Below are 22885 nucleotides of genomic sequence, written 5' to 3' on the forward strand. Positions count from 1 at the left end.
CCGGACCTGCTACAATCAGGCATTCGGGGGCGAAGACGCAAGAAAAAGTAGGCTTGAAATGTTTGAAAACGAAAAACCGATCCAAAAAGACAAGCTGAACAATCAGGTTTATGATCGTCTTTGTACACTTCTGCGAGAAGGCGAGTTTACGCCGGGAGAACCCGTCCGAGTTTCTCGGATCGCTGAAGCCTTTGGTGTGAGTGCCATGCCGGTACGCGAAGCCCTAACCCGGCTTGCAGCTGTAGGGGTGATGGCAAACGTGTCAGGTCGGTCTGTTGGTGTTCCAATGATGACTCGAGAAGAGCTATCCGATCTTCGCGACGTACGGCTTGAGATTGAAACCAAAGCCGTTGAGTGGGCTGTGAAAAATCAGACCCCAGAGTTTGTCAATGAACTCGAGATCATGTTGGCGGACTTGCTCCAGGCAGAGAAAGCCCGTGATGTCAGAGGTTTCATCAAGAACAACTACGCGTTCCATTTCCGACTTTATCAGCAAGCGAACTCGCCGGTTCTGATGGATATCATTAACACCCTTTGGTTGCGCGTAAGCCCGCATTTGTATCATGCGGGCCAACGGTCTCGGCATCGGATTTCTAACGACAACCATAAACTCATCATCGACGCCGTCCGTGGTAGTGACGTCGAGACCGCGCAAAAGGCTTTGATCGCTGATGTGACAGGGTCTTACGACGACCTTGTGCTGGCACTCTTTTCAGCAACATCTGCCTAAGAAAAACAATTACTTGATGGGATGTTTGACTCGCTCTCGCGCGGGAGAAATCAGCCACTTCGAGAAAGTTATTGATTATTGATCAAAAATCAAAGATCGTTTACCGGCAATCTGGCTCTTCTCCTTGGCTGAGAGCCTTCGACACTTCTTGGGAGGAAAACTAAATGAATAAATCATATCTCGCTGCATGCGCGACGGCGGCGTCCGTAAGCTTCGGTGCCACCGCGGCTACGGCGGACATGTTGGATGTCCACATGTCGATTCCGAAAGACCTGACGTTCTTGGCCGATAGCGCCAAGATCATGGATGAAACACTGCGCTCCATGACGGGCGGGGATGTTGGATTGAATCTATTTGGTTCTGGCGAGCTGGTGCCGGCCGGTGAAATCCTCGAAAGCGTCAGCACAGGAGCAATCCCAGCGGGTTGGAGCTTCCTTGGTCAATGGGGCGGGCAAATTCCTGTCGCGCAGATTGGTGCAACGCCTTTTGGCGCTGGCCCCGAAGCCCTTGCCGCGTGGCTGCATGTCGGTGGTGGTCTCGAAATCATCCAACGCGGCTTTGACGAACAAAACATCAAGGTGCTGGCGTGCCATATCACGAACCCAGAACCTGGTGGCTGGTTCAACAAGGAAATCAACTCGATCGAAGACTTCGAAGGTCTCAAGATGCGGATGGGTGGCGTTGGTGCGCGCATTCTGAACGAATTCGGCGCGTCGGCCCAGTTCCTGCCCGCAAGCGAGATTTATCTGGCACTGGAGCGCGGAAGGATCGACGCAAGCGAGTTCTCCCTGCCGATCATCGATAAAGACCTTGGCTTCAATCAGATCGCGAGCTTCTATTATTATCCGGGATGGCATCAACCGGGCAGTGTGGACGTGCTGATGATCAACATGGATGTTTGGAACGGCATGCCAGCCGACGAGCAAGCCATGTACGAGGCGGCCTGCCAGGTCAGCATGGCGTGGACGCTGGCCTACGCCCCGTCAGCACAAACTCCCCAGATTGAAGAGTTCGAAGCCGGCGGTACGGTGGTAAAGCGGTTCCCAGACGAAGTGCTCGTCGCGCTGCGTGAGGCCACCGATCGTGTCCTGGGTGAGATTGCCGCAGAAGACGCACTGTACGGCGAAGCCTATAACTCGATGAAGGCGTTTGTGGCTTCATCTGGGCGTTGGACATCGCTCCAGAGCCTGCCGGTCGAATAAAGGATCGGAGTTAGACAATGGATACCCAAGCTAGAGAGCCAGAGCTTGGGACCGGACCAGTTCAGGCGATGCTACGCGGCATTGCCTGGATCGGCCGGGCCGCCGCCTGGTTGATCGTCCCGATCCTCGTCCTTGTCCTCGTCGGCGTCACGCTGTCCGCGATGAAGGTCGGAACGATCGTTGAATGGGAACGCGATGTTTTTCTTTTTGGCTCGAAACTGACGCTCGCAAGTCTCGGTGATCTACAATGGCATTTGTTCGGCATCATGCTGATGCTGACGATGGCCGGCGCTCTGGTCACAAACAACCATGTGCGGGTTGATTTCATTCGCCAGCACATGAGCGATCGCCTCAAGCGGATCGTCGACTTGGCGGGCCACATCGTTTTCCTTCTGCCGCTTGCTGTGGTCGTGGTCTGGCATGGATACGATTTCACGACCCGCTCCTTCGCAATGGGGGAAGGGTCCAACTACGACGGGTTGTATGACCGGTTCGTCTTGAAGGCGTCCATCCCCATCGGCTTCTCACTACTCTTATTTGCGGGTCTCGGATTGGCGTTTGTGCGCCTGCGCGAGTTGCTGCGTGGCGACCAAAGCGAGTACGACTGATGGAATATGCACTTCCTTTGACGATGGTCGTCTGCCTCCTGCTTGGTATCTTCAGCGGGTATCCAGTGGCCCTCGTGCTCGGCGGTATCGGCGTCCTCTTCGCGTTTATTGGCGAGCTGCCGTTTGCCTTCCTCAAGATCGGCGTGTCCCGCATTTACGCCGGAGTCATCGAAAACTGGTTGCTTCTCGCCGTGCCGCTCTTTGTGATCATGGGGTCCATGCTCGACAAATCGGGATTGGCACAGAACCTGTTGTATTCGCTTGAACGCGCCCTCGGGCACAAGCGCGGCGGCTTGGCAATATCGGTTGCCTTACTGGGTATCATCATGGCCGCGAGTACGGGTATCGTTGGCGCATCAGTTGTGATGCTCAGCGTTTTGGCATTGCCCATCATGCTGCGTGAAAACTACAAACCCGAATTGGCCGTTGGCACAATCGCAGCCTCCGGAACGCTTGGCATTCTAATTCCACCCTCAATCATGCTCGTTCTTGTGGGCGACATTTTGCAAATCTCGGTAGGGGAACTCTTTCTGGGCGCCATCATACCCGGTTTCCTCCTTGGCGGGCTTTACATTGCCTACATCATTTTTGTCGCCATCACCCGCCCCTCTGACGCACCTGTTCCGCAGTCCAAGCCGGCTGAAGGATCAGTTGTGCTTGCCTTAATACGCGACCTGATGGCCCCACTGCTTTTGATCCTGACGGTTCTTGGATCTATCGCGACGGGGACTGCAACACCTACCGAGGCCGCGGGCCTCGGCGCGATCTGCGCGATGCTTCTCGCAGCTTTCAATCGCAAACTCACATTTTCGACCCTATCATCCTGCGTTCGAGAAACAGGCAGCACATCGGCCATGATCCTGACGGTTCTTGTCGGTGCCACGATCTTTGGCATGGTCTTTAAGGGCCTCAAGGGTGATCAGATGATCAAGGATGCGATCTTCGCGCTTGATCTGAGCGCGTATGGCACGCTGGGTGTCTTGTTACTGATGATCTTCATCCTTGGCTTCTTCCTCGAATGGGTTGAAATCAGCTTCATCGTCCTGCCACTTTTTGCACCGATCGTTGCAGCACTTGATTTCGGCCTTGGGTTGACCACACAGCAACAACTGCTGTGGTTTGCGATGTTAGTGGCCGTCAACCTCCAGACAAGTTTCCTGACGCCGCCGTTCGGGTATTCACTCTTTTATATCAAGGGTGTTGCGCCGCCCGAGATCACCATTCGGATGATCTATCGGGGCATCATCCCCTTCGTTGGCCTGCAGCTAACCGGCCTGGCCCTGCTGATCCTCATGCCGCAGCTTGTGCTTTGGATGCCTGGCGCGGTTTTCGGAAACTGATCGATGACGTCGACCAGCGCTCACGCGAAACTCCCTGGCCTGAAAGATCAGCGTGTGCTTGTCACCGCAGGAGCCTCTGGAATAGGCCTTGCCATAGCGCGGGCGTTGGCTGCGCAGGGTGCACGGGTCGCGATCTGCGATATTGATGAAGCCCAGCTTGAAAGCGCTGCCGCTGAATTGGGGCTCGATGTTGCCTGCGTTGCGGATGTGACAGACGCGGACGCACTGGACCGGCTCTTTGAAACTATCGTGCGTGATTTGGGTGGGCTTGACGGCTTGATCAACAACGCAGGAGTTGCAGGGCCAACGGCGCCGGTCGAAAGCGTCGATGATGATGCTTGGCGACACTGTATCGACGTATGCCTGACGGGGCAATTTCTGGTGACCAAGCGGGCCGTGCCTTTGCTCAAAGCCGCAAAGGGCGGCGCCGTTGTGAATATGTCGTCCGCAGCCGGGAAGCATGGCTATGCCTTGCGGACACCCTATGCTGCCGCAAAGTTTGGGGTCATCGGACTGACAGAAAGCCTCGCCAAAGAATTGGGGCCGGACAACATCCGGGTGAATGCCATCTTGCCCGGATTTGTTGAAGGCCCGCGCATGGACGCCGTTATTGCAAGTAAGGCCAAGGCGACCGGAACAAGCGTGCAAGACATGCAAGTTTCGTATCTGAAGGCTGTTTCACTGCGACGTATGGTACGCGCGGAAGATGTTTCAAGCATGGTGTGCTTTTTGCTCTCGGACGCTGGAGTAAATATTTCAGGCCAGTCGCTCGCGGTGGATGGCAATGTTGAATACCTTTGAAGAACCTGGAGATCTTGCATGAGTAATCGTACCGACCAGGGTGGAAAAGTGATCATCACGTGCGCGGTCACCGGCGCTATACATACACCCTCCATGACCCCGCATTTGCCGATCACGCCAGACCAAATCACGCAAGAGGCGATCGCAGCGGCAGAAGCCGGCGCCGCAATCCTGCATCTTCACGCGCGAAACCCCGAAACTGGACAGCCAGATCAAAGTGTCGAGGGATTTGCGAACTTCCTCCCGCGCATAAAGCAGTCCAGCGATGCGGTGATCAACATCACCACCGGCGGAAGCCCCTATATGAGCGTGGACGAGCGGGTCGCACCCGCAGCACATTACAGTCCCGAAGTTGCGTCTCTGAACATGGGGTCCATGAATTTCGGCCTTTACCCCATGCTAAACCGCTTCAAAGAGTTTCAGTTTTCATGGGAGCGCCAGCATCTGGAAGGGTCGAAAGACCTTGTCTTCCGAAACTCGTTCCAGGACATCGAATACGTGCTGAAAACCTGCTACGGCAACGGCACGCGTTTTGAGTTTGAATGCTACGACACATCTCATCTTTATAACCTCGCCCATTTTGCAGACCGTGGCCTCGTAAAAGCGCCCTTTTTTGTTCAATCCGTTTTCGGTTTACTTGGTGGGACCGGCGCGCATCCCGAAGACGTGATGCATATGAAGCGAACAGCGGACAGGCTTCTAGGAAGCGATTATCGCTGGTCTGTCCTTGGCGCGGGGTCGAACCAGCTACGGGTCGCAGCGCAAGCGGCCGCGCTCGGAGGCAATGTCCGGGTCGGTCTGGAAGACAGTATCTGGGCCGGCAAGGGCGAGCTTGCGACATCGAATGCCGTGCAGGTCACGAAAGTGCGCCAGATCATTGAGGGGCTCGGCTTGTCTGTTGCGACACCGGACGAGGCGCGCAGCATCCTCGATCTGAAGGGCGGCGATGACGTGAACTTCTAGCCGAAGGTAAGCCGCACTCATGAAGCACTCGATTTCACCAAGTCACGCCGTTGACATGATACCTGAAGGTGCGCGCGTCATGATCGGAGGTTTCATGGGGGTTGGGACCCCCGAGCGATTGATCGATGCTCTTGTCGCATCCGGAACCGGAAGTCTTACGATAATCGCCAACGATACAGCCTTGCCCGGAAAAGGTATCGGGAAACTGATAACGGCGGGCTCAGTTCGTAAAGTGATCACGTCGCACATCGGTCTAAACCCGGAAACACAGCGCCTGATGAATGCGGGCAAACTTGAGGTCGACTTGGTGCCACAAGGCACGCTGGTTGAGTGCATCCGTAGCGCAGGCGTTGGTCTTGGCGCAGTTGTGACGAAGACTGGACTTGGCACGGCGGTCGCCGAAGGGAAGCAAGTCCTTGAACTTGAGGGCCAGTTGTACCTGGTAGAACTCCCGATTTATGCAGATTTTGCTCTGATCGCTGCGCGGCAGGCGGACTATGTCGGAAATCTTGAATACGCGCTTACAGCTCAGAACTTTAATCCAATCATGGCACTCGCAGCCGAAACTGTGATTGCAGAACCGGACCACATTGTGCCGGTTGGGATGATACCGCCCGATGCGGTCCGCACACCGGCCGCATTGGTTGACCACCTAATCGAACGAGCGAAGTGATGGATGCGAAAGACCGCATAGCGCAGCGCGTCGCGCAGGAAATTGTGCCTGGTTCGCTTGTGAATCTGGGCATTGGTCTCCCAAGTCTTGTCGCGAGCTACGTGGCAACCGACCAAGGCGTCTACTTTCAATCTGAGAATGGTGTCATTGGGCTTGGCTCGAGGCCTCCAGAGGGAATGGAAGACCCGGACCTTACCGATGCAGGTGGCGGATTTGTCACCGCCGTCCCGGGGGCGGCTGCAATCGACAGCGCGATGAGCTTCGGATTGATCCGAGGTGGACATATCGATCTGACAGTTTTGGGGGCACTGCAGGTAGACAGTGCGGGTCATTTGGCCAACTGGATGATTCCGGGAATGCTCACGCCCGGCATGGGCGGCGCGATGGACCTTGCCACAGGCGCAAAACGTGTCATCGCCGCGCTTCAGCATCAGACCCGTGGACAAAGCAAGATCGTAAATCGTTGCGACCTACCGATAACATCGACGCGGCAGGTTGATCTCATTGTGACAGACTTAGCAGTTTTTGATTACTGCGACGCTGGCCTCCGGCTGATTGAATTGATGCCTGAGATCAGTTTGGGCGAGGTTGCATCAAAGACCGAAGCATCATTCGTAGTCGCATTATAAAACCTCTAGGCAATACCTCCGGTGCCTTCGTATCTCACTTGCTCGGTATGAATGATTTATGCCAGCAAAAATAGTATTGAGAAACAAAGCAATGGCCCGCTGCTTGCATCGATCTGATGTTTAGCAAGATTTGCGACCTGCCCAACTCACGGATCCAGCTTCAGTCATAAATGGCCGCTTTCCATGGTACCCGGCAGCCTCGGAAATGAGCACCCGCAGCGATTTTCGTGCTGCGTGCGCGCGCAGCGAGAAAATCGAATTCACGGGAAGGGCTCCTTCGAGACCTTCGCTGCCATCTGCTCCAATGACCGGTACGCTCGCAGACCCTTTCCATCAATATGAACTGGCGGCTGCCTGAGAATCCTATCCACTGTCACTTTTTCGAATCCGCTTGAGCGCATCGAAGTCGATTTCTTGCTTTTGTTCGTCACTTATATCCGGCCGGGTTTCCGATACCGGCTGGGGCCCTTGGACGTCCCACATCACCGCATGTAAGCCTGTACTCCAGCGATAAACCCAACCAACAACACTGCACCCATCGGTCCCGATCAGATTGGCGATCGCGACGCCCTCACCCCTATCATCGTTCACTGTTTATTAACTTCCTGCACTGTGGCGCTGCAAATTGCGGCGTGAGGTTGCAAAGCGTTCACTACGACCGCGCGCCGGACTTCGTTGATTTTGGCTACCTGGTCCTCGATGAGGGAATGATCATCAGACCGAGAAAATGGATTCCCGCGTTCTCAACAATTCATTGGCTTCAAATCCTGTGGTCGGGCTCCGTGGCGGCTTCGACAATCGACAGGACTTCATCTTTATCAAAGCCAATGACCCTCGCCAGAACTGTAAACTCCACGACGTCGATACGACGCTCGCCACTTTCGAGACGTGCCACAAATGACTGGTGGCGTTTGAGCTTCGCCGCCAACTGCTGCTGGCTAAGACCCGCATTCTGACGTGCATCAACCAACGCACGGACGAGCGCCAACTGGCCATTTGTTCTGATTGTTTTTGCCACGCGTCACATACCTTTTGTGACGTCGCTAGCGGATGAAATCTGTTATCTAAAAAGTAGATATATGAGGGTGTTATCGGCGTCTGGTTTCCATGGGCTGCAAGTCTGATGCTCCCGAAGCTGCCCATCAATCCCCTACCAATTGCAGAAATCGGCCATAGTCCTCGCTGACTTCGCGCGCTTCCTCGAAAGCGCGGGCGCGTTCGCCGTCGAGGCAACGGAAGTAGCTCTGGATATCCTGAATGTAATCTTCGAAATCGCCACGGATGATGTCCGCATAGTCCCGCGCCGCCTGCGAATCGCTTGGCAGGAAGGGACGGGCCGGGGCGAAGCAGGATTCCGCCAAAACCGGCCCGGGAACGCAGATCAGGAGGGCCATAGCTTGTAATGGGAGCAGGCCTGTCAACCTTGGGTTTCTCAAACCTGTTATCTCCTTGATCGTGGACGCTGGCCGTGACTAGTGTTTGCGTAACTAAGATACAGCTATACCGCGATATTACATCTTGCGGTTGATAATATACTATCGTAACTCTGGGCTTCAAGTAGGAATGCCTGGGGTCGCGCCATTGGAGAAAGCGTGAGCCGGGCCATGAACTGGGACATCGAAGCACCAAATGTGGTTACGGAAGCCAGGTTCCGCGAGCTCGTGGAAAGCGGCTATAGCGCAGAAATCCTGTGCCAGGAGTCGGCACATAAGAAAGGCCCCAGCTATTACGGGGTCTGGATCATGCGCGTTGTCTCTGATGACGGGGTGGAAAAGCTCCTCGTCACCGCCCGCACACGGACGACCTACAACGATATCAAGATCCGCGAGTTCAAGACGATCTCCGGCGTGGTGTCTTTCTTCATTGGCCTTGGTTTTGCGCATGTCGACCTGCCGCTTGAGGCGGGGACAAGCCGTACGCACAAACTTGCGCCGTCAGACAAAGCCCCATCAGCCAAGGGCGCTGACAACTAACCTCGTCTGCCTCTGGCTGGTCGCCGCGCCAGCCTCCGCGCAAATGGTGCTGGTCATGGAGAGCGACGGCTCCCTGATCCCGTCCCGCTCCCAAAGCAGCTTTGCGCGGAACTACAATGACGGCATCGGTCAGGGTTCGGCCTCCGATGGGATCGCGATCTTCGGCGAGGTAGAGGCCGAGCAAGAGGGCGTCCAAGTCGAGGCCCTTGCCCGCCCGACTCCCCTGCCCCGCGCCGATGTCCTCTCCGGGATTCAGACCACGGCCTTGCGCTATGCCGGCCATCCCGGCCTGCGTCGCGCGGGGCTTTCCGTGACGGATTGGCTGGCTCTCTATCGAGCCAATATCGAGGTTGAGAGCGCCTATCGGCAGGATGCGATTTCAAGTGCAGGTGCCATTGGCCTTGGTCAATTGATGCCAGCGACGGCGCGTGATCTGGGCGTCGACCCACGTGATCCGCTGCAGAACCTCGACGGCTCCGCACGCTACCTCGCGATGATGTTGGAGACGTTCGGCGATCCGCGGCTCGCGCTCGCAGCCTACAACGCCGGACCGGATGCGGTCCGCCAATATGGCGGCATTCCCCCCTACAGAGAAACCCAGAACCACGTGGCTCGCGTCATGGCTGTCGTGGCCCGATTGGAAGGATCAAATTCATGATGTCCCAACCTTTTTGGAAATCATTCCTCAAAATACTTATCGGCAATGTCACGAGAGCGCGCAGCGCGGCAGTGCATTGGCGATCCCGCTTTTTCCAAACAAGTTGGATTTCTAACCTGTTTATTGCGTCGCTCGCGCTCTTCCTGCTCGTCGCAGAGCCTGCGCTTGCGCAAAGCATCGATCTCTCCCCGATCCAGAGCTTGTTGCAGGGGATCGTCGATGCGCTGACCGGTCCGCTTGGCGTTGTCATCGCGACGCTGGCCGTGCTGGGCGTCTTCCTGAGCTGGTTCTTCAACATCATCGACCTGCGCCAAGCCCTCTGGGTGCTTGTCGGCATCGCCGGTGTTGCCGCCGCCCCCACGATCGTTGCCGCGGTCTTTGCCGGTGGCTGAGCGCGCGCCCCTCTTTCTGGGTCTCGTGCGCCCGCCCAAGCTTCTGGGCCTGCCCATCATGTACGCGATGGTCTGGCTCTTCGGCTCGGTGCTCTTGTTCGTCTGGGTCCAGCACATCGTGGTGCTGGGGGTGGCCGCCCTGCTCTACCCCGTGCTGTGGAAGGCTGCGGATTGGGATCCGCGGTTCATCGACGTGATTATGACGGCGCTGCAGGAGACACCGCCCACGCGGAATCGCTCCATCCATGGTGGGGACAGCTATGCCCCGTGAAGTCGCGCTCGATCTCCGCACGATGACGCCGGACTGGTATGCCCGCGAAACCCGCCTCGCGCATATGCTGCCTTACGTCAGCCTAGTCGATGACCGCACAGTCCGAACCCGAGTGAACGAACTCTTTCAGTGCATCCGGCTCGACGGGGTCAACAGCTACACGACAGATGATGCCTATCTCGACAAGGTGACGGCGCTCTTTAGCCGGATTATCGCGCAGCTCGGGCCGGAATTCAGCTATTACGTCCACAAGGTCTCCAAGGCCATCAAACCTGATCTCGACCCGATCCGTGAGGACAGCTTCGCAGGCGAGGTTGACCGGCGCTGGCGCGCGAAACTCGAGACCAGCGGGCTGCGCGACAAGACGCTGACGCTCACCGTCATTCACCGCCCACCCCCGAAAAGCCTCCTGCCGTTCCTCAGCCGCAGCGCGCCGGACCGGCTGAGAGAGGAGACCCGCAAACGCCTGCAGCGCCTGGGCGAGGCCGTGAACGTCTTCCTGTCCGGCCTCGCAGAGCTCAAACCGCGCCTGCTGTCGGCTGCATCGGGGGAATTGGTGGGGTTTCTGGGCGCGCTGAACACGGGCACCGAGCTGCCGCTCTACCCTGCAAACACCTACGGCTTTTTGTCCGTCAACGTCGCCAATACCCGCGTGACGTTTCACGGAGACCATTTCGAGCTCTCGGAAGGCGTCGTGGGGCAGCGCTACGGCAAGAGTTTCACCATCGGAGAATATTCCGAAGGCACCTCTTGCACCATGTTCGACATGCTGAACCTGCCGGTCGACATGATCGTCACGCAGTCCTTTACCCCGATCAATTCGAACCTCATGGCGGGCCGCATCAAGCGGCAAAAGCGGCAGATGCAGGCCAGCCAGGACGCGGCCCTCTCGCTCCTAGAAGCCCTCGATATCGCCGCCGATGATCTCGAGGCCAAGCGCCAAAGCTTCGGCGAACACCATATGGTCGTGACGCTCTTCTGCGAAACGCTCGAAGAGCTGCAGTCGCTCAGCGCGGAGATCGTCAACGCGGCCGCCGCCGAAGGCGTGAAGATGATCGGCGAGCGGGTCGCGGCCAAAGCCCATTACCTCAGCCAACATCCCGGCAACCAGCCCAAGCGCGTGCGCGCCAGCGCGATCACCAATCGCAACTTCGCGGATTTCGCGGCGTTTCATCGGACCCAGCTCGGCAGACCGGCGGAGAAAACACCCTGGGGCCAAGTCATCACCTACCTGCCCACGCCCGAGCAGAGCGCCTATCGGTTTTCCTATCACGAGCAGGGATCGCCCGACAAAGAACCGACCAGCGGGCATACCTTGATCATGGGGCGGCCCGGGTCGGGTAAATCGGTGCTTTCGGCATTCCTCATGACACAGGCCCGTCGAGCAGGGGCGCGGATCTTCGTCTTCGATTATCGTCTCGGTATGGAGATGGCGGTCCGCGCCAATGGCGGGCGCTATGCGTCTTTGAAAGCTGGACAGCCCACCGGGCTCAATCCCCTGTGGACGGAAACCGATAATCGCGGCACGGCATGGCTCTCGGACTGGCTTGCAACCTTGCTCTACCGCGCCGACAAGCCGCTGACGCCTGCGCAGACCAACCGCATCCAGGAAGTGGTGCGCCAGAACGCGCAGGCGACTAACCCTGCCCTCAGGAATTGGCGGGATTTTGCATCACTTTTTGTGTCCACCGACGATGGCGGCGATCTGCACCAGCGTCTTCTCGAATGGACCGAAGAGGGTCGCTACGGCTGGATATTCGGCCAGACGTTGGAAGACACGTTCTCGCTCGAAGGCGATGTGGTCGGCTTCGATCTCACCGGTATTCTCGACAGCGAGGCCGAGAAGGAACGGATGGCCGTCCTTTCCTATCTCTTCCGCCGGGTGGAGCGCGAGATCGAGGACCGCCGCCCCACGATCATAATCATCGACGAGGCCTGGAAAGCCCTCGACAACGCGTATTTCGCCGAGCGGCTGTCGAACTGGCTGGTGACCGCGCGCAAGCAGAACACCGTCGCGGTGATGATGACGCAATACGCCAGCCAGCTCGAGCGCACCCGGACCGGCAAGACCATCGTTGAGGCGGTTCCCACGCAGATCCTGCTCCCGAACATCCGCGCCCATGCCGCCGATTACGCGATGCTGAATCTCTATGAGAAGGAACTCGACGTTCTTCTCAACACCGGCAGTGACAGCCGCCTTGCGCTGATCCGTGACGACCAGGGCTCGATCGTCGTCGATGCCGATCTGAGCGCCCTCGGACCCAATCTCACTATCCTCGGCGGCATGGAAAAAGGCGAGGCGCTTGTCGGCGCTGACTACCGCGAACGCCCTGACTTCTGGAGGATTTCATGACACGCATTTTGTTGCTTCTCGCCGCGCTCGGCGTTTTGGCCTCCTGCGCCCAGTACCAGGAACCGCAGGTCAATTGCTTCACCTTCCTCGCTTCGACAGCCCCCGTCGCGCCGGATTGCACTTTTACGCCCCTCGGCGCGCCGGAGGGCGACGTTGAGGTCTAAGCTGCCCCATATCCTTGCGCTTTGTTTGCTGCCCGGTCTCGCCCTGTCCCAAGGTGTGCCGACGAATGACAGCGGGCTGACCGCGCGCGATATCGTCGAGACCGGCGACCGCGAGGCCGACCTCGCCATTCAAGCCGACAAGCTTTCCGTGCGCGAGCTCATTGCCGAGATCGAACGGGAGCAACTCGAAACCTTGCAACGCATCCTCGATGCCCAGACAAGCTTTGGCGGCCAGGGTCTGCCGGCCATGGTCTCCGGGCTGGAAAGCGGCAGCGGCGATCCGGACCGCTCCGTTGAGGCGGTTTATGGCAATGCCGAAATCGATCCAAATCCTGGCGGCGCGCAGATGTTCGGCGATGCGGCGGAAAACATCGAGCAGCTCATCATCCGCGTGGCCCAGGAGACCAGCGGCTTTGCGGGCGTAGGCCGCGCCGGTCTCTCCCCGGTTCAATGGCGCGCCCTGCTGCAAGCGCTCATCTGGCAGGAAAGCCGCTTCACGATTGGCGCCCGCTCGCCGGTCGGCGCCTTTGGCCTCACCCAGATTATGCCCGGTACCGCCAGCGATCTCGGCATCAACCCGGAATACTATGACAGCCCCTATCTGCAGGTGCATGGCGGCGCGCGGTATCTTGCAACGCAACTCAATACCTTCGACGGCAATATCATCAATGCGCTCGCGGCCTATAACGCCGGACCCGGTCGCGTCTTCGAATATGGTGGCGTGCCGCCCTTCCGCGAGACGCAGCACTACGTCCAGGTCATCCCCGAACGCTACAATCTCTACCTGAGCCGCATCGGCGGGATCGAAGCGCTCGGCACGATCGATCCGGCGCTTCTCGCCAATGCGAACCTCTCGATCACCGGGCATGGCGCTGCTTTCTATGGCAATAACTCGCCCGCCGCGATCCGGCAGGCCGCCCTGCGTATTGCGGATATCGTCGAGCGGATCTCTGAAACCGAAGACGTGCAGGAAAGCATCGCGCTCAACACCTATGCCCGCGCCGAACTCGTGCGTCTCGTCGCGGCCCGCATCCGGCTACAGGCCGCGCGCACCCGCGTGCTTTCTGCCGAAGAGCTGGCGCAGGCCAGCGCCCGCTGGGCCGAGGGCGCGTTCATGGAATTCACGATCAGGGAGATAGACTGATGAGAGATCTACTCGTGAGGACGGCCTTGGCCACGACGCTTGGAATTGGCCTGCATCTCGGCACCCTGTCCCCTGTCATGGCGCAAGGCGTACCCGTGGTCGATACCCAGAACATCGCACAAAACATCCAGCAGCTCCGGCAGATGATCGAAGACGAGATCCTGCAAAACGAGCAGCTGACGCAGCTCCGCGAACAGCTTGCGACACTCACGGAACAACTCGCGGAGCTGCAACGGACATATGAAGCGCTGACCCGTCTTGCCGAACTTCCAGAAATCATCCGCACCGAAATGGAGGATGAGCTGAACGGCCTGCTCGATCAGGAGTTCGGCGACATCCTCGCCACCATTGAAGCCATCAAGACCGGAGACTTCTCGGGCCTCTCCGGCTCCGGCGCGGGCGAGATCGAAACCCAGATGGACCGGGTGCTCGCTGATCTCGGATTTGACGACGATACGCTTTCGGAAATGGCCACCAGCGGCAATCCAGGCGCCAATCGCGTGGCGACACAGGCCACGACCGGCGCGCTCGTCTCGGCAGCGGCCCAGAACAGCTACGAGGACGCGGGTCAATCGCTGGAACGGGTCGATCGACTGGTCGGGCTGATCGACGACATGGACGAACTCAAGGAAAGCGTGGATCTCAACACGCGCGTGACGGCGGAACTGGCAATCGCGCTCGTGGCCATGTGGCAGCTCGAAGCCGTGCAGACCGTGGGCGACGGGACCGGCGGCGTGATCGATGCCGCCACCATCGCAGAGGAGCAGCGCTTCATGGACTTTACGCTGCCGGACCTGCGCGCAGACTGATTCAGGGGTGTGACGCGTGGCGAGTGAACAGGAAATCATCGAAGAAGAGCTGGTCTACGGCGCGCTTCGCAGGGAACGGCTCTGGCAGCGCCTTGGGCTCATCGGCCTCATCTTCGGCGGCCTCGGTTGCCTGAGCGCGGCGGCCGTCGTGATCCTCGATGTCGATCCACCCCCCGTGGTCGTGCCCTATGATCCCGCCTCCGGCTTTGCCCTGCCCGAGGCATCGGTGGGCGCGACTTCGGTAACTGCCAACCAGGCCATTATTGAGGCCGAAGTCTTCCGTTACGTGACCGACCGCGAGGTCTACAACCAGCTCGACAATGATCTGCGCATCCGAAGCGTTTTGCGCCGGTCTGATGGGGCCGCCGAGAGCGGGCTGCGCCAGATCTGGAACAGCGCCAACGAGAACTACCCGCCGACGGTTTATGGCCCCAATGCGCGGCTCGACGTGGAAATCCTCAGCATCAATCGCATCGGCACCAACCGCGCCACGGTCCGCCTGCGCAAGCGCCTGACCTCGATCAATGGCATCCAGACCGGGCTTTTCACCGCCACGCTTCTCTTCGAGTTCCGTCCCGAGACCCGCCGCTCCATCGACGAGGTCTGGACGAACCCCTTCGGCTTCACGGTCCTCGAATATTCCATCCGCTCCGACAGATTGGAGAACTGACGTTGTTGTTTATGAGATCGCTTGTTTTTGTCATTGCCCTGTTGCCCGGCCTCGCCTTCGCCGAAGCCATTCCGCGCGGCGGCCCCAATGACAACCGCGTGCGCTTGGCCACCTACCAGGAAGGTGAGGTCTATCGACTGAATGTCTCGCTGACCCATGTGACCACCATCGAGTTCGGCGAGGGCGAAAGCATCCGCTCGATCATTGCGGGCGACACGGAGGGCTTCGAGATCGACGGCGTTCCGGGCGGCCAGGCCTTCGCGATCAAGCCTGTCGCGCGCGGTGTCCATACCAATGTCACCGTCTATACCAACCGCCGCAGCTACTATTTCAACGTCCAGGAAACCCGCAGCCCGACCTTCTACGTGGTCCAGTTCCGCTATCCCGAAGACAATGTACGGCCCACGCGTGCCATCGCGGCCCAAGCGCCGAACTACAATTACGGTGCCAGCGCGCGCACCGAGTTCACCCCGACCCGCGTCTGGGATGACGGGACCTTCACATTTTTCGAATTCCCGCGGAACGCACCGGTGCCGGCGATCTTCCGTTACGCCAATGGCCGAGAACGGACGGTCAACACGCAGGCCACCGAGGATGGCGTAATCCGCGTCTCCGGGGTGAACATGCAATGGGTCCTGCGGATCGGTGACGAGGTGGTCTGTATCGAGGCCACACCGCCTGCGGGGGTGGGATCATGAGCGACACCGGAAACGCGGACCTCGAAAAACGACTCGCCGCCCTCGAGCAAGGCAAAGGCGCGAGCTCACCCCCTGCCGCACGGCGCTCGCCGCTGCTCGCACTGGTCGTCGTCCTCCTGATCGGTGCGGGTGGGGCATTGCTCTATCTCCTGTCCCAACCCGAGGAAGAGGAAGCCCTGCCCACGGCAACGCCGGACGTGTTCCAGAACGAAGGCGACGGGTTTGGCGCTATCGAAACCCTCCCCCCACCCGAGCCCGACGTCGTTCTGGTCGCACCAGACCCGGTGGAACCGAACGCCGAGCTTTTGGCACAACTCGCCGCCCTTCAGACCCAGATCGAGGAGTTGCGCAATGCGCCCGAACCCGTCGTGGAGGAAGACACAGCAGCCGCCGAAGCCATCGATGCGCTGACCGCCCAAATCGCGGCCTTGCAGGCCGCGTCGGAAGACGCGCAGCAGCAGTTCCGAGATGAGCTCACGGCGCGTGATCGCGAGTTGGAGCAGCTCCGCATGGACCTCGAACTTGCGCAGCTTGAGGCCAATCGGCCCCTTCCGGCACCCATCGGCCCCACAGAGGACGAGCTGCGCGCGCGGGAGGAAGAACGGCTGCGCCGCGAGGAGGAAGCAAGACGGCTCGCGGAACTCGAACGCCGCGCGGCCGAGGAACGTGCGTTTCAGGATCGCCGCATCACCTCGCCCACCATCGCCTTTGGTGGCACGTCCGGAGCGAACGAGGCCGCTTTGACGGAACGCACCTTCGGCGAGGTGACGGATTTTGTGCTGAACGGTGCGCTGCCCACTTCGGTGACGCAAGCCGAGGTCATTGCCAATCCGTCCAACACCATCATCCAGGGCACGATGATCCAAGCGGTCATGGAAACCGCCCTCGACAGTTCCCTGCCCGGCCAGACCCGTGCCATCGTCTCCGAAGATGTGTTCAGTTTCGATGGTTCCCGCCTCCTGATCCCACGCGGCTCCCGCCTCATCGGGCGCTACCGTTCCGGTGTCGATATCGCGCAGCGCCGGGTCACCATCGCCTGGGACCGGATCATCCTGCCCGACAACCAGACGATCCAGATCAGCTCTTTCGGGGGTGACGAATTGGGCCGCTCTGGCGTGACCGGTTTTGTCGACACGCGCTTCGCTGAACGTTTTGGCTCCGCAGCGTTGATTTCTCTGATTTCCGCTGCGCCAAGCGCCGCTGCTGCAAATGTGCAGGATGAGACCGCGTCCAACGTGCTGGAAGACATGGGCGATGATCTTGCCGATGCTACGGACAGCGTGATCGGCGATTACCTTTCGATCGGTCCGGTCATTTATGTCGACCCGGGCGCGCGCGTCACGGTGATGGTCGACCGCGATCTGGAAATATTCTGAGCCCATGTCGGTAAGCTATCTCGAAACCTCGCTTGATCGGATCGACGCCGCCGCCCGCGACGATGTCATCGAGATCTGCATCAACCCCGATGGCAGCTGCTGGGGAGAATTCCAGGGCGATCACTTCATGCGAAAGCTGGACCAGGCGTTGACCGCAACGGAAGTAAAAGACCTCGGCAACCAGATTGCCTCCTCCGCAAACACCACCATGAGCAAGGACCGCCCCATCGTCTCGGTCTCGATCACCTACAAGGGGCGGCCAATCCGGGCGCAGGTCATCACTCCGCCCGCCGTGCTCTCCGCCATGTCGATCAGCTTGCGGTTTTTCTCAAGCCTGCCACTTGATGGGATCGCGCTCGATTTCCTCTATGGCAAAGAACGCAAGCTTGAAGAACTCCGACTCGAGAAAACCCGGGAACTGCGAGAGGTGGTGGCCGCGGGCGTGATCGACGATGCCCTGGCCTTCTGCGTCGAGAACAAGCTCAACATGATCGTCTCGGGTGGTACCTCCACGGGCAAGACCGTCGCCGCACGGAAGATCCTCTCTCACGTGCGATCAGAAGAACGCATCGTCACCATCGAGGAAGCCGCGGAGCTTCTGCCGATGCAGCCAAATGCCGTGACCCTCATCGCCAATCGTGATGCGGAGTTCCAGACCGCCGATGTGCTTCTGACCGCGACACTGCGCATGCGCCCGGACCGGATTATCCTCGGCGAGGTGCGCGGCAAAGAGGCAATGACTTTCCTCGAAGCCATCAACACCGGCCATGGCGGCTCCATGACCACGCTGCACGCCGAAACTCCGCAACTTGCTGTGCAGAGGCTCGCTATCGCTGCGCTCAAGACCGAGATCCCAATGACCTATGCCGACATGATCCAGTACATCAAGAATTCCATCGACGTGATCATCCAGGCCGGTCGAAACGATGGCAAACGCGGCATCACAGAATTCTACCTCCCCGGCGCCAATGAGATCGGAGCTTCCCAATGAAGACCTTTGAATATGACATCCTTAATTTCCCCATGACCCGCAAAACCAGCCTTGCCGACATGCAAGCCAGCCTGAATTTGAAAGGCGCAGATGGCTGGGAGGTCGTGTCGATCAGCTCCTCGGAATTCGCGAATGCTGGGCACACGGTCTTCCTGAAGCGTGAAACTACATCCTTCGGAGCCACGAAATGAAGCCGGCACGGCAAGCCAGTGCATGGATCGCGCTGGCCCTGAGCCTTCTGACTGTCCCGGCCTTCGCTGAGCGCAATCTGGTGCCGACCCTCGATCGCAGCTTCAACGTCTGTCCGGGCCGGCCCGCCGAGCCCGTCTGGATGCAAGACATCCCCCTGCGCCAAGCCTATCAGCGCGTATTGGTCCAAGACATCTACCGCGCCCAAAACCTCGAACGCATCGTCGAGAGCGGCAACTGCGATTGCGAAACACGGTTCCCCCATTGGGGCGCAGCCGAGGAGGTGTTTCGTGAGCGCCACGCCAGTGACGAACGCTGGAAAATGTTGGAAGCATCCGAGGCATATAACCGGCGCGCCAACGACGTTCGCCTTGAGGCCGAAGCCATCTGCAAAGTCGCGGGCAATTGGTAAGGCAGCCCCGTTATGAGCGTCGTCACCTATTTCGTTGAAACCTCCCAGGGCTATCTCAACACCGCCGCCGAAACCCAGTTCGGGTCGGTCGCGGCAACGGTGGGCACGCTTCTCGTCCTGGTAACAACGCTCGTGGTGATCCTCGTCTTCCTGAACATGATCTACCAATACAAGGCGATGGACGGCCGCACGGCCTTTTGGCTCGCGGTCAAGATCGGGTTGATTGGAATATTCGCGACCAACTGGGTGCAGTTCAACGCCCTCTCCTCCGCCATCCTGGCCGGCATCGACAGCATTGCGGGGGCGCTCGTGGCTTCGGTCGGTGGTGGAACTCCCGGCCCTTCTGGTACCTTCGCGGAAGAATTCGACCGGCTGATCTCGGAACTTGGCGATTACCTGAACGCAGCCGGATCCGAGCTGAACTGGATGGCAGGGGCCATGCTCGACATTGTCGGGGTCCTCTTGCTCTCAATCCTCGGCGGGCTGGCCGCGTTCATCCTCGTGGCCTCGCGCCTGATGATCGCCCTTCTGATCGGGATTGCCCCGGTGATGATTTTCCTCACCCTCTTCGAAGTGACCAAAGATTATTTCGCGCGCTGGCTGTCGGCTTTGATTTCCTTCGCGCTCTACCCCATCGTCGTCGCAGGTGTATTCGCAACGATCACTGGCGTCTCATCCGCTCTGATCGGTGAGCTTGGCGACCCGGAAGGGGCCTCCAATATCGGCGCGCTGATCCCCTTCTTCATGATGGTCCTTATGGCCAAGGGCTTCATTATCGCCACGCCGTTTATCGTTCGCGCGATCTCCGGCAACATCATGATGCCCGCCCTCTCCGGCGGTCTCGGCGGCGGTTACAGCTTCGCCCGCGCCGCCATGGGCAGCCAGCAGGCATACAACCGCTACCTGATCGGTGGGGCAAGCGGCGCAGAATACGCAGCTCTCCGGGCCCGGCAATTCTTCGGTGTGCAGCAGATGCCTGTGCGGCAGGGGATGGGGCAGACGGGTCAGGCAAGCGGCACAGCGTCACCAGGGACCGGGTCCCAGATGCTGGCGCAACTGGCCCGACTGGGAAGGTTGGGGCGAAGACGATGAAGCTTTGTTTTGCAAGGCTACCGAGCCATGGATGAACGGTGGTCCCATAAACATTCACCAGTAGAAACGGTACCACTAGAGCGGGTTCAAGCAGTCCTGCGCTCAGCAATAAATGGAAGATCTGTCGGGCTTGAAGAGGCAATACGTGTTCTGGACTGCGATGCGCATCATGCCAACCGCGTCTTGCGCCAGATGGCTGAGGCTGGGTACTTGGAGCCTGCCGACATCCTAGACGGTTTGTTTTGTTGGCAGCTCACGCCGAATGGGACACGCCTCGCACTGGAACCCAAGCGAAAGCGTATCGGTCGCGATAAGGTCGAGACAATCATTTCTGAACTTCTCGCCCGGGCCAAGGTCATCAACGGCGACCCCGATCGCCTGCAGCGCATCACCTTGAAGCTATTTGGCAGTGCGCTCGAGGAGCGCGATGACTACGGGGACGTAGATGTTTCGATTGCGTATGCGCGGCGCCAGCTAGGCGATATCGAACGTGAGCGCATCGAAAATGCGCTGAAAGCCCGTCAAAGCAGGTCAGACCGCCAATCCTTTCAGGGGAGGCTCATGGGGGCGGAACGTCAGGATACGCGCGAGATCATGGCGTTCCTGAAAAAGGGTCTGCCACATCTTTCGCTCATGAACGACGATCCTATGGACCTTGGTGCACCCTACCGTTGGCTCGTCGACCACGACGGGAAAACGGACAGACCAGTTGACGTTTCTGACGATATCGTTCGACCCAATGGGCCTTCGATCCTCGACCAACACCCGAGGAAACCGCTACCGCCCATCACACTGCTTGAAACACGACACAGAGCCATTTCTGCGAATACCAAAGTTGCGATTGATGACATGCACATAGGTTTGGAAGACGCAGCCGCGCTTGAAGAACAAATGTGGTCTCCAAAGGTCACACGCAAAGGTGATTTCGTTGCTAACGACAGCAGAAGTGAGAAGCGGGTCAAATTCGCCGGGTTTCAGCACTTATGTCCTATCTGGAAGAAAGACCTAGGCGGCGTAGCGATGTTGAAGGAAGCCCTCGACTGGTGCGATGAGCATAAGGTTTGGGTCAGGGACCTATTTCCGAGAGTTTCAATCCAACGGTCCGACCGGACACATATCATACGCCTCGGGTGGGGCCATGATCTGATCTATTTCAATGTCGGCGGCAAATCGACAACTGGGAGCCTGCTGCCCAGAAATAGAACACGCGTTTCCAAAATTGACTTGGCCGGAGCCTATGCCGTCGGAAGGGCACTTTCGAAGATGTATGACGAAAGCAGGTCCGCGAAAATGCCATGGTTCAGCGTTGACATTTTGCTTCCGTTGCTCGAGTTAGACAGGCTTCCAGATTTCCCGCGGCTGCATAAAGCAGGCGCGTTCAGGAAAGGCGCGTTTCAAGGTCTGCGGGAGGTCACCTTCTTCTGAGCCGGGACCATACGCCCTACCCCGAACGAACTGGTTTCAGTAGAAGAGCACGTCTAATTGCCCTGCTCTACCTTGACGATCAACTGGCGTTGGCTGTCGTACCTGTACTCGTGCAACCTGCGTTCCTGAATGAGCTGAACGGCTTGGCTCACATGCTCAGGAAGCACGTAGAACCATTCTCGAGGATGGACCGCCTTGCCAAACCGGTCCGTGATCACAAGACTCTGCGGACGCGCTGCATCAAAAAAGCGATGCAAAAGGTCTTCGACCTTCATGCGCTCCAGATTGTGCAACTCGTAGGTGGCGACAATCTCTACAGGCGCGAGCAGGAATGTCGGGTCGTTCTTCGCATCAGCGATGCGCCTCCGGACATCCTGACTGGTCACACCGACTTTGTGCAGAATCCTTGATACTTCTGCGATTTCCGGGGCCGTCGACAGGCTTCGCGCCACATACACTGTGCCGGTGACCGCCATGCCATCCTGATCCCATTCCGGATCGAGCCGCCCAAACCCGGCCCTTTCGACAATCCGTGCGGTCTTATCTGCTGCGAGCGCTTTGCGAAATGACGACGACAGAGGATCGTTCTCCATTCCATTGGAGAATATGATCCTCAAACGGTGATCAGGCTTGCCGCTTCTTCGCGACAGTTCTGTTTTTTCGGCGACATAGACAAGGAGGCCGCGATGAATGAAGAAATCGCCTTCATAGACTGTGATCTCAACATTGTCCTGAACCGGGAGAACCTTTCGATCTCCGGACTCGAGCTTCGACTGCATCTCGGCAAAGCCGCATTCGAAGTGTTCGAAATCCGGGCACGGGAACATATCAGCCCGGTGGTCAGGCAACTGACGCTCTGAGGCTGGCGTCACGTTTCGGATGTTGAGAACTGCATCGTGCACGTCCAAGTCATCATCGCCGAAGATGTCGTCAAGGCTTGCCGGAACTTCCTCGTCGGCAACGTCTTCGCGCCAATCGGGCTCAGGCACAGCTGGATACTCCGTTTCGGCAATGGTTGCGGTCGGTGCCACTGGATGGCCATGCCCAAGCAGCCGATTCCGGTCTGCCTCCATCATCGCAGCCGATGGACTGGTCCGAATTGAACGCCAGATCGTCCCGAGTTTCATCTCCTCAAGGTCGAGGCTGTTGTCGTCCGGGATCCGGCCGTTCGACTCGTAGAAAGCATTCACCTGCGAGACGATCTCGGCGTTCCGAGCATCTGGCGTTGCCGCCGCGCCGCGGTTTGTTTCCTTAATGTCGAGTAGCCCGAATTCATCCGGCTCGTCGAAGATTTCATCGAGAGATCTGTAGCGCGGCATGTG

Annotated in this window: 28 protein-coding genes; 24 read left to right on the plus strand and 4 right to left on the minus strand. The window is 58.6% G+C overall.

Features of this window, described 5'->3' with window-relative positions; all coding sequences use genetic code 11:
- Positions 1–58 precede the first annotated feature (58 nt).
- The 8 genes from ACERHN_RS20530 (at position 59) to ACERHN_RS20565 (ending at position 6946) form a co-directional block, all read left to right on the plus strand.
- Positions 59–730 carry a GntR family transcriptional regulator gene (locus tag ACERHN_RS20530; protein ID WP_415922867.1) on the plus strand — a complete coding sequence of 224 codons (672 nt, stop codon included), beginning with the start codon at positions 59–61 and terminating at the stop codon, positions 728–730.
- Positions 731–894: 164 nt separating this feature from the next.
- Positions 895–1932, plus strand: coding sequence for a TRAP transporter substrate-binding protein (locus tag ACERHN_RS20535; RefSeq protein ID WP_415922868.1), 1038 nt, complete (start codon positions 895–897; stop codon positions 1930–1932).
- 17 nt (positions 1933–1949) lie between these two features.
- Positions 1950–2540 carry a TRAP transporter small permease subunit gene (locus ACERHN_RS20540; protein ID WP_415922869.1) on the plus strand — a complete coding sequence of 197 codons (591 nt, stop codon included), beginning with the start codon at positions 1950–1952 and terminating at the stop codon, positions 2538–2540.
- Positions 2540–3880, plus strand: a complete 1341-nt coding sequence (locus ACERHN_RS20545) for a TRAP transporter large permease (RefSeq protein WP_415922870.1) — start codon at positions 2540–2542, stop codon at positions 3878–3880. The genes ACERHN_RS20540 and ACERHN_RS20545 overlap by 1 nt, the downstream gene beginning before the upstream one ends.
- 3 nt (positions 3881–3883) lie before the next feature.
- Positions 3884–4681, plus strand: a complete 798-nt coding sequence (locus ACERHN_RS20550; RefSeq protein ID WP_415922871.1) for an SDR family oxidoreductase — start codon at positions 3884–3886, stop codon at positions 4679–4681.
- Between the two features lie 18 nt (positions 4682–4699).
- Entirely contained in the window at positions 4700–5644 is a 945-nt protein-coding gene (locus tag ACERHN_RS20555) for a 3-keto-5-aminohexanoate cleavage protein (RefSeq protein WP_415922872.1), read from the plus strand.
- Between the two features lie 19 nt (positions 5645–5663).
- Complete coding sequence (locus ACERHN_RS20560; protein ID WP_415922873.1) at positions 5664–6317, plus strand: 3-oxoacid CoA-transferase subunit A; 654 nt, start codon at positions 5664–5666, stop codon at positions 6315–6317.
- Positions 6317–6946 (plus strand): 3-oxoacid CoA-transferase subunit B, encoded by a 630-nt coding sequence (locus ACERHN_RS20565; protein WP_415922874.1) that lies wholly within the window; start codon positions 6317–6319, stop codon positions 6944–6946. The genes ACERHN_RS20560 and ACERHN_RS20565 overlap by 1 nt, the downstream gene beginning before the upstream one ends.
- Before the next feature lie 363 nt (positions 6947–7309).
- Here ACERHN_RS20565 and ACERHN_RS20570 read toward each other — a convergent pair whose 3' ends face one another.
- The 3 genes from ACERHN_RS20570 to ACERHN_RS20580 form a co-directional block, all read right to left on the minus strand.
- Entirely contained in the window at positions 7310–7537 is a 228-nt protein-coding gene (locus ACERHN_RS20570) for a hypothetical protein (protein ID WP_415922802.1), read from the minus strand.
- A gap of 169 nt (positions 7538–7706) precedes the next feature.
- Positions 7707–7964 carry a helix-turn-helix domain-containing protein gene (locus ACERHN_RS20575; protein WP_028284972.1) on the minus strand — a complete coding sequence of 86 codons (258 nt, stop codon included), beginning with the start codon at positions 7962–7964 and terminating at the stop codon, positions 7707–7709.
- A gap of 124 nt (positions 7965–8088) precedes the next feature.
- Positions 8089–8340 carry a hypothetical protein gene (locus tag ACERHN_RS20580; protein ID WP_415922803.1) on the minus strand — a complete coding sequence of 84 codons (252 nt, stop codon included), beginning with the start codon at positions 8338–8340 and terminating at the stop codon, positions 8089–8091.
- A 210-nt stretch (positions 8341–8550) separates the two neighbouring features.
- Here ACERHN_RS20580 and ACERHN_RS20585 point away from each other — a divergent pair, with 210 nt between their 5' ends.
- The 16 genes from ACERHN_RS20585 (at position 8551) to ACERHN_RS20660 (ending at position 21563) form a co-directional block, all read left to right on the plus strand.
- Complete coding sequence (locus ACERHN_RS20585; protein WP_058123676.1) at positions 8551–8919, plus strand: hypothetical protein; 369 nt, start codon at positions 8551–8553, stop codon at positions 8917–8919.
- A gap of 43 nt (positions 8920–8962) precedes the next feature.
- A complete protein-coding gene (locus ACERHN_RS20590) occupies positions 8963–9577 on the plus strand; it encodes a lytic transglycosylase domain-containing protein (protein WP_415922878.1) in 615 nt (204 codons plus the stop codon).
- 107 nt (positions 9578–9684) lie between these two features.
- The gene (locus ACERHN_RS20595) at positions 9685–9969 is read left to right on the plus strand and encodes a TrbC/VirB2 family protein (protein WP_149789547.1); all 285 of its coding nucleotides are present in this window, start codon (positions 9685–9687) and stop codon (positions 9967–9969) included.
- Positions 9962–10240, plus strand: coding sequence for a type IV secretion system protein VirB3 (locus ACERHN_RS20600; protein WP_415922804.1), 279 nt, complete (start codon positions 9962–9964; stop codon positions 10238–10240). The genes ACERHN_RS20595 and ACERHN_RS20600 overlap by 8 nt, the downstream gene beginning before the upstream one ends.
- Positions 10230–12593, plus strand: a complete 2364-nt coding sequence (locus ACERHN_RS20605; RefSeq protein WP_415922805.1) for a type IV secretion system protein B4 — start codon at positions 10230–10232, stop codon at positions 12591–12593. The genes ACERHN_RS20600 and ACERHN_RS20605 overlap by 11 nt, the downstream gene beginning before the upstream one ends.
- On the plus strand, positions 12590–12757 hold the full coding sequence (locus ACERHN_RS20610) for a hypothetical protein (protein WP_415922806.1): 168 nt from the start codon (positions 12590–12592) through the stop codon (positions 12755–12757). The genes ACERHN_RS20605 and ACERHN_RS20610 overlap by 4 nt, the downstream gene beginning before the upstream one ends.
- 55 nt (positions 12758–12812) lie before the next feature.
- Complete coding sequence (locus ACERHN_RS20615) at positions 12813–13901, plus strand: lytic transglycosylase domain-containing protein (protein ID WP_415922879.1); 1089 nt, start codon at positions 12813–12815, stop codon at positions 13899–13901.
- Positions 13901–14710: a type IV secretion system protein gene (locus ACERHN_RS20620; RefSeq protein ID WP_415922807.1), complete on the plus strand. Its 810-nt coding sequence runs from the start codon at positions 13901–13903 to the stop codon at positions 14708–14710. The genes ACERHN_RS20615 and ACERHN_RS20620 overlap by 1 nt, the downstream gene beginning before the upstream one ends.
- Positions 14711–14726: 16 nt before the next feature.
- Entirely contained in the window at positions 14727–15380 is a 654-nt protein-coding gene (locus ACERHN_RS20625; RefSeq protein ID WP_415922808.1) for a virB8 family protein, read from the plus strand.
- Between the two features lie 11 nt (positions 15381–15391).
- A complete protein-coding gene (locus ACERHN_RS20630) occupies positions 15392–16078 on the plus strand; it encodes a TrbG/VirB9 family P-type conjugative transfer protein (protein ID WP_415922809.1) in 687 nt (228 codons plus the stop codon).
- Positions 16075–17454, plus strand: coding sequence for a TrbI/VirB10 family protein (locus tag ACERHN_RS20635; protein ID WP_415922810.1), 1380 nt, complete (start codon positions 16075–16077; stop codon positions 17452–17454). The genes ACERHN_RS20630 and ACERHN_RS20635 overlap by 4 nt, the downstream gene beginning before the upstream one ends.
- Positions 17455–17458: 4 nt before the next feature.
- The gene (locus ACERHN_RS20640) at positions 17459–18445 is read left to right on the plus strand and encodes an ATPase, T2SS/T4P/T4SS family (protein WP_415922811.1); all 987 of its coding nucleotides are present in this window, start codon (positions 17459–17461) and stop codon (positions 18443–18445) included.
- On the plus strand, positions 18442–18636 hold the full coding sequence (locus tag ACERHN_RS20645) for a hypothetical protein (RefSeq protein WP_415922812.1): 195 nt from the start codon (positions 18442–18444) through the stop codon (positions 18634–18636). Before ACERHN_RS20640 ends, ACERHN_RS20645 begins: the two co-directional genes overlap by 4 nt.
- Positions 18633–19046 carry a hypothetical protein gene (locus ACERHN_RS20650; protein WP_415922813.1) on the plus strand — a complete coding sequence of 138 codons (414 nt, stop codon included), beginning with the start codon at positions 18633–18635 and terminating at the stop codon, positions 19044–19046. Before ACERHN_RS20645 ends, ACERHN_RS20650 begins: the two co-directional genes overlap by 4 nt.
- Before the next feature lie 12 nt (positions 19047–19058).
- Positions 19059–20138: a type IV secretion system protein gene (locus tag ACERHN_RS20655; protein WP_415922814.1), complete on the plus strand. Its 1080-nt coding sequence runs from the start codon at positions 19059–19061 to the stop codon at positions 20136–20138.
- A gap of 27 nt (positions 20139–20165) precedes the next feature.
- On the plus strand, positions 20166–21563 hold the full coding sequence (locus ACERHN_RS20660) for a hypothetical protein (RefSeq protein ID WP_415922815.1): 1398 nt from the start codon (positions 20166–20168) through the stop codon (positions 21561–21563).
- A gap of 53 nt (positions 21564–21616) precedes the next feature.
- Here ACERHN_RS20660 and ACERHN_RS20665 read toward each other — a convergent pair whose 3' ends face one another.
- Complete coding sequence (locus tag ACERHN_RS20665) at positions 21617–22882, minus strand: GIY-YIG nuclease family protein (protein WP_415922816.1); 1266 nt, start codon at positions 22880–22882, stop codon at positions 21617–21619.
- Between the last annotated feature and the right edge of the window lie 3 nt (positions 22883–22885).

Origin of the sequence: Tateyamaria rhodophyticola (assembly GCF_047777875.1) — a bacterium.
Lineage (GTDB): Bacteria > Pseudomonadota > Alphaproteobacteria > Rhodobacterales > Rhodobacteraceae > Tateyamaria.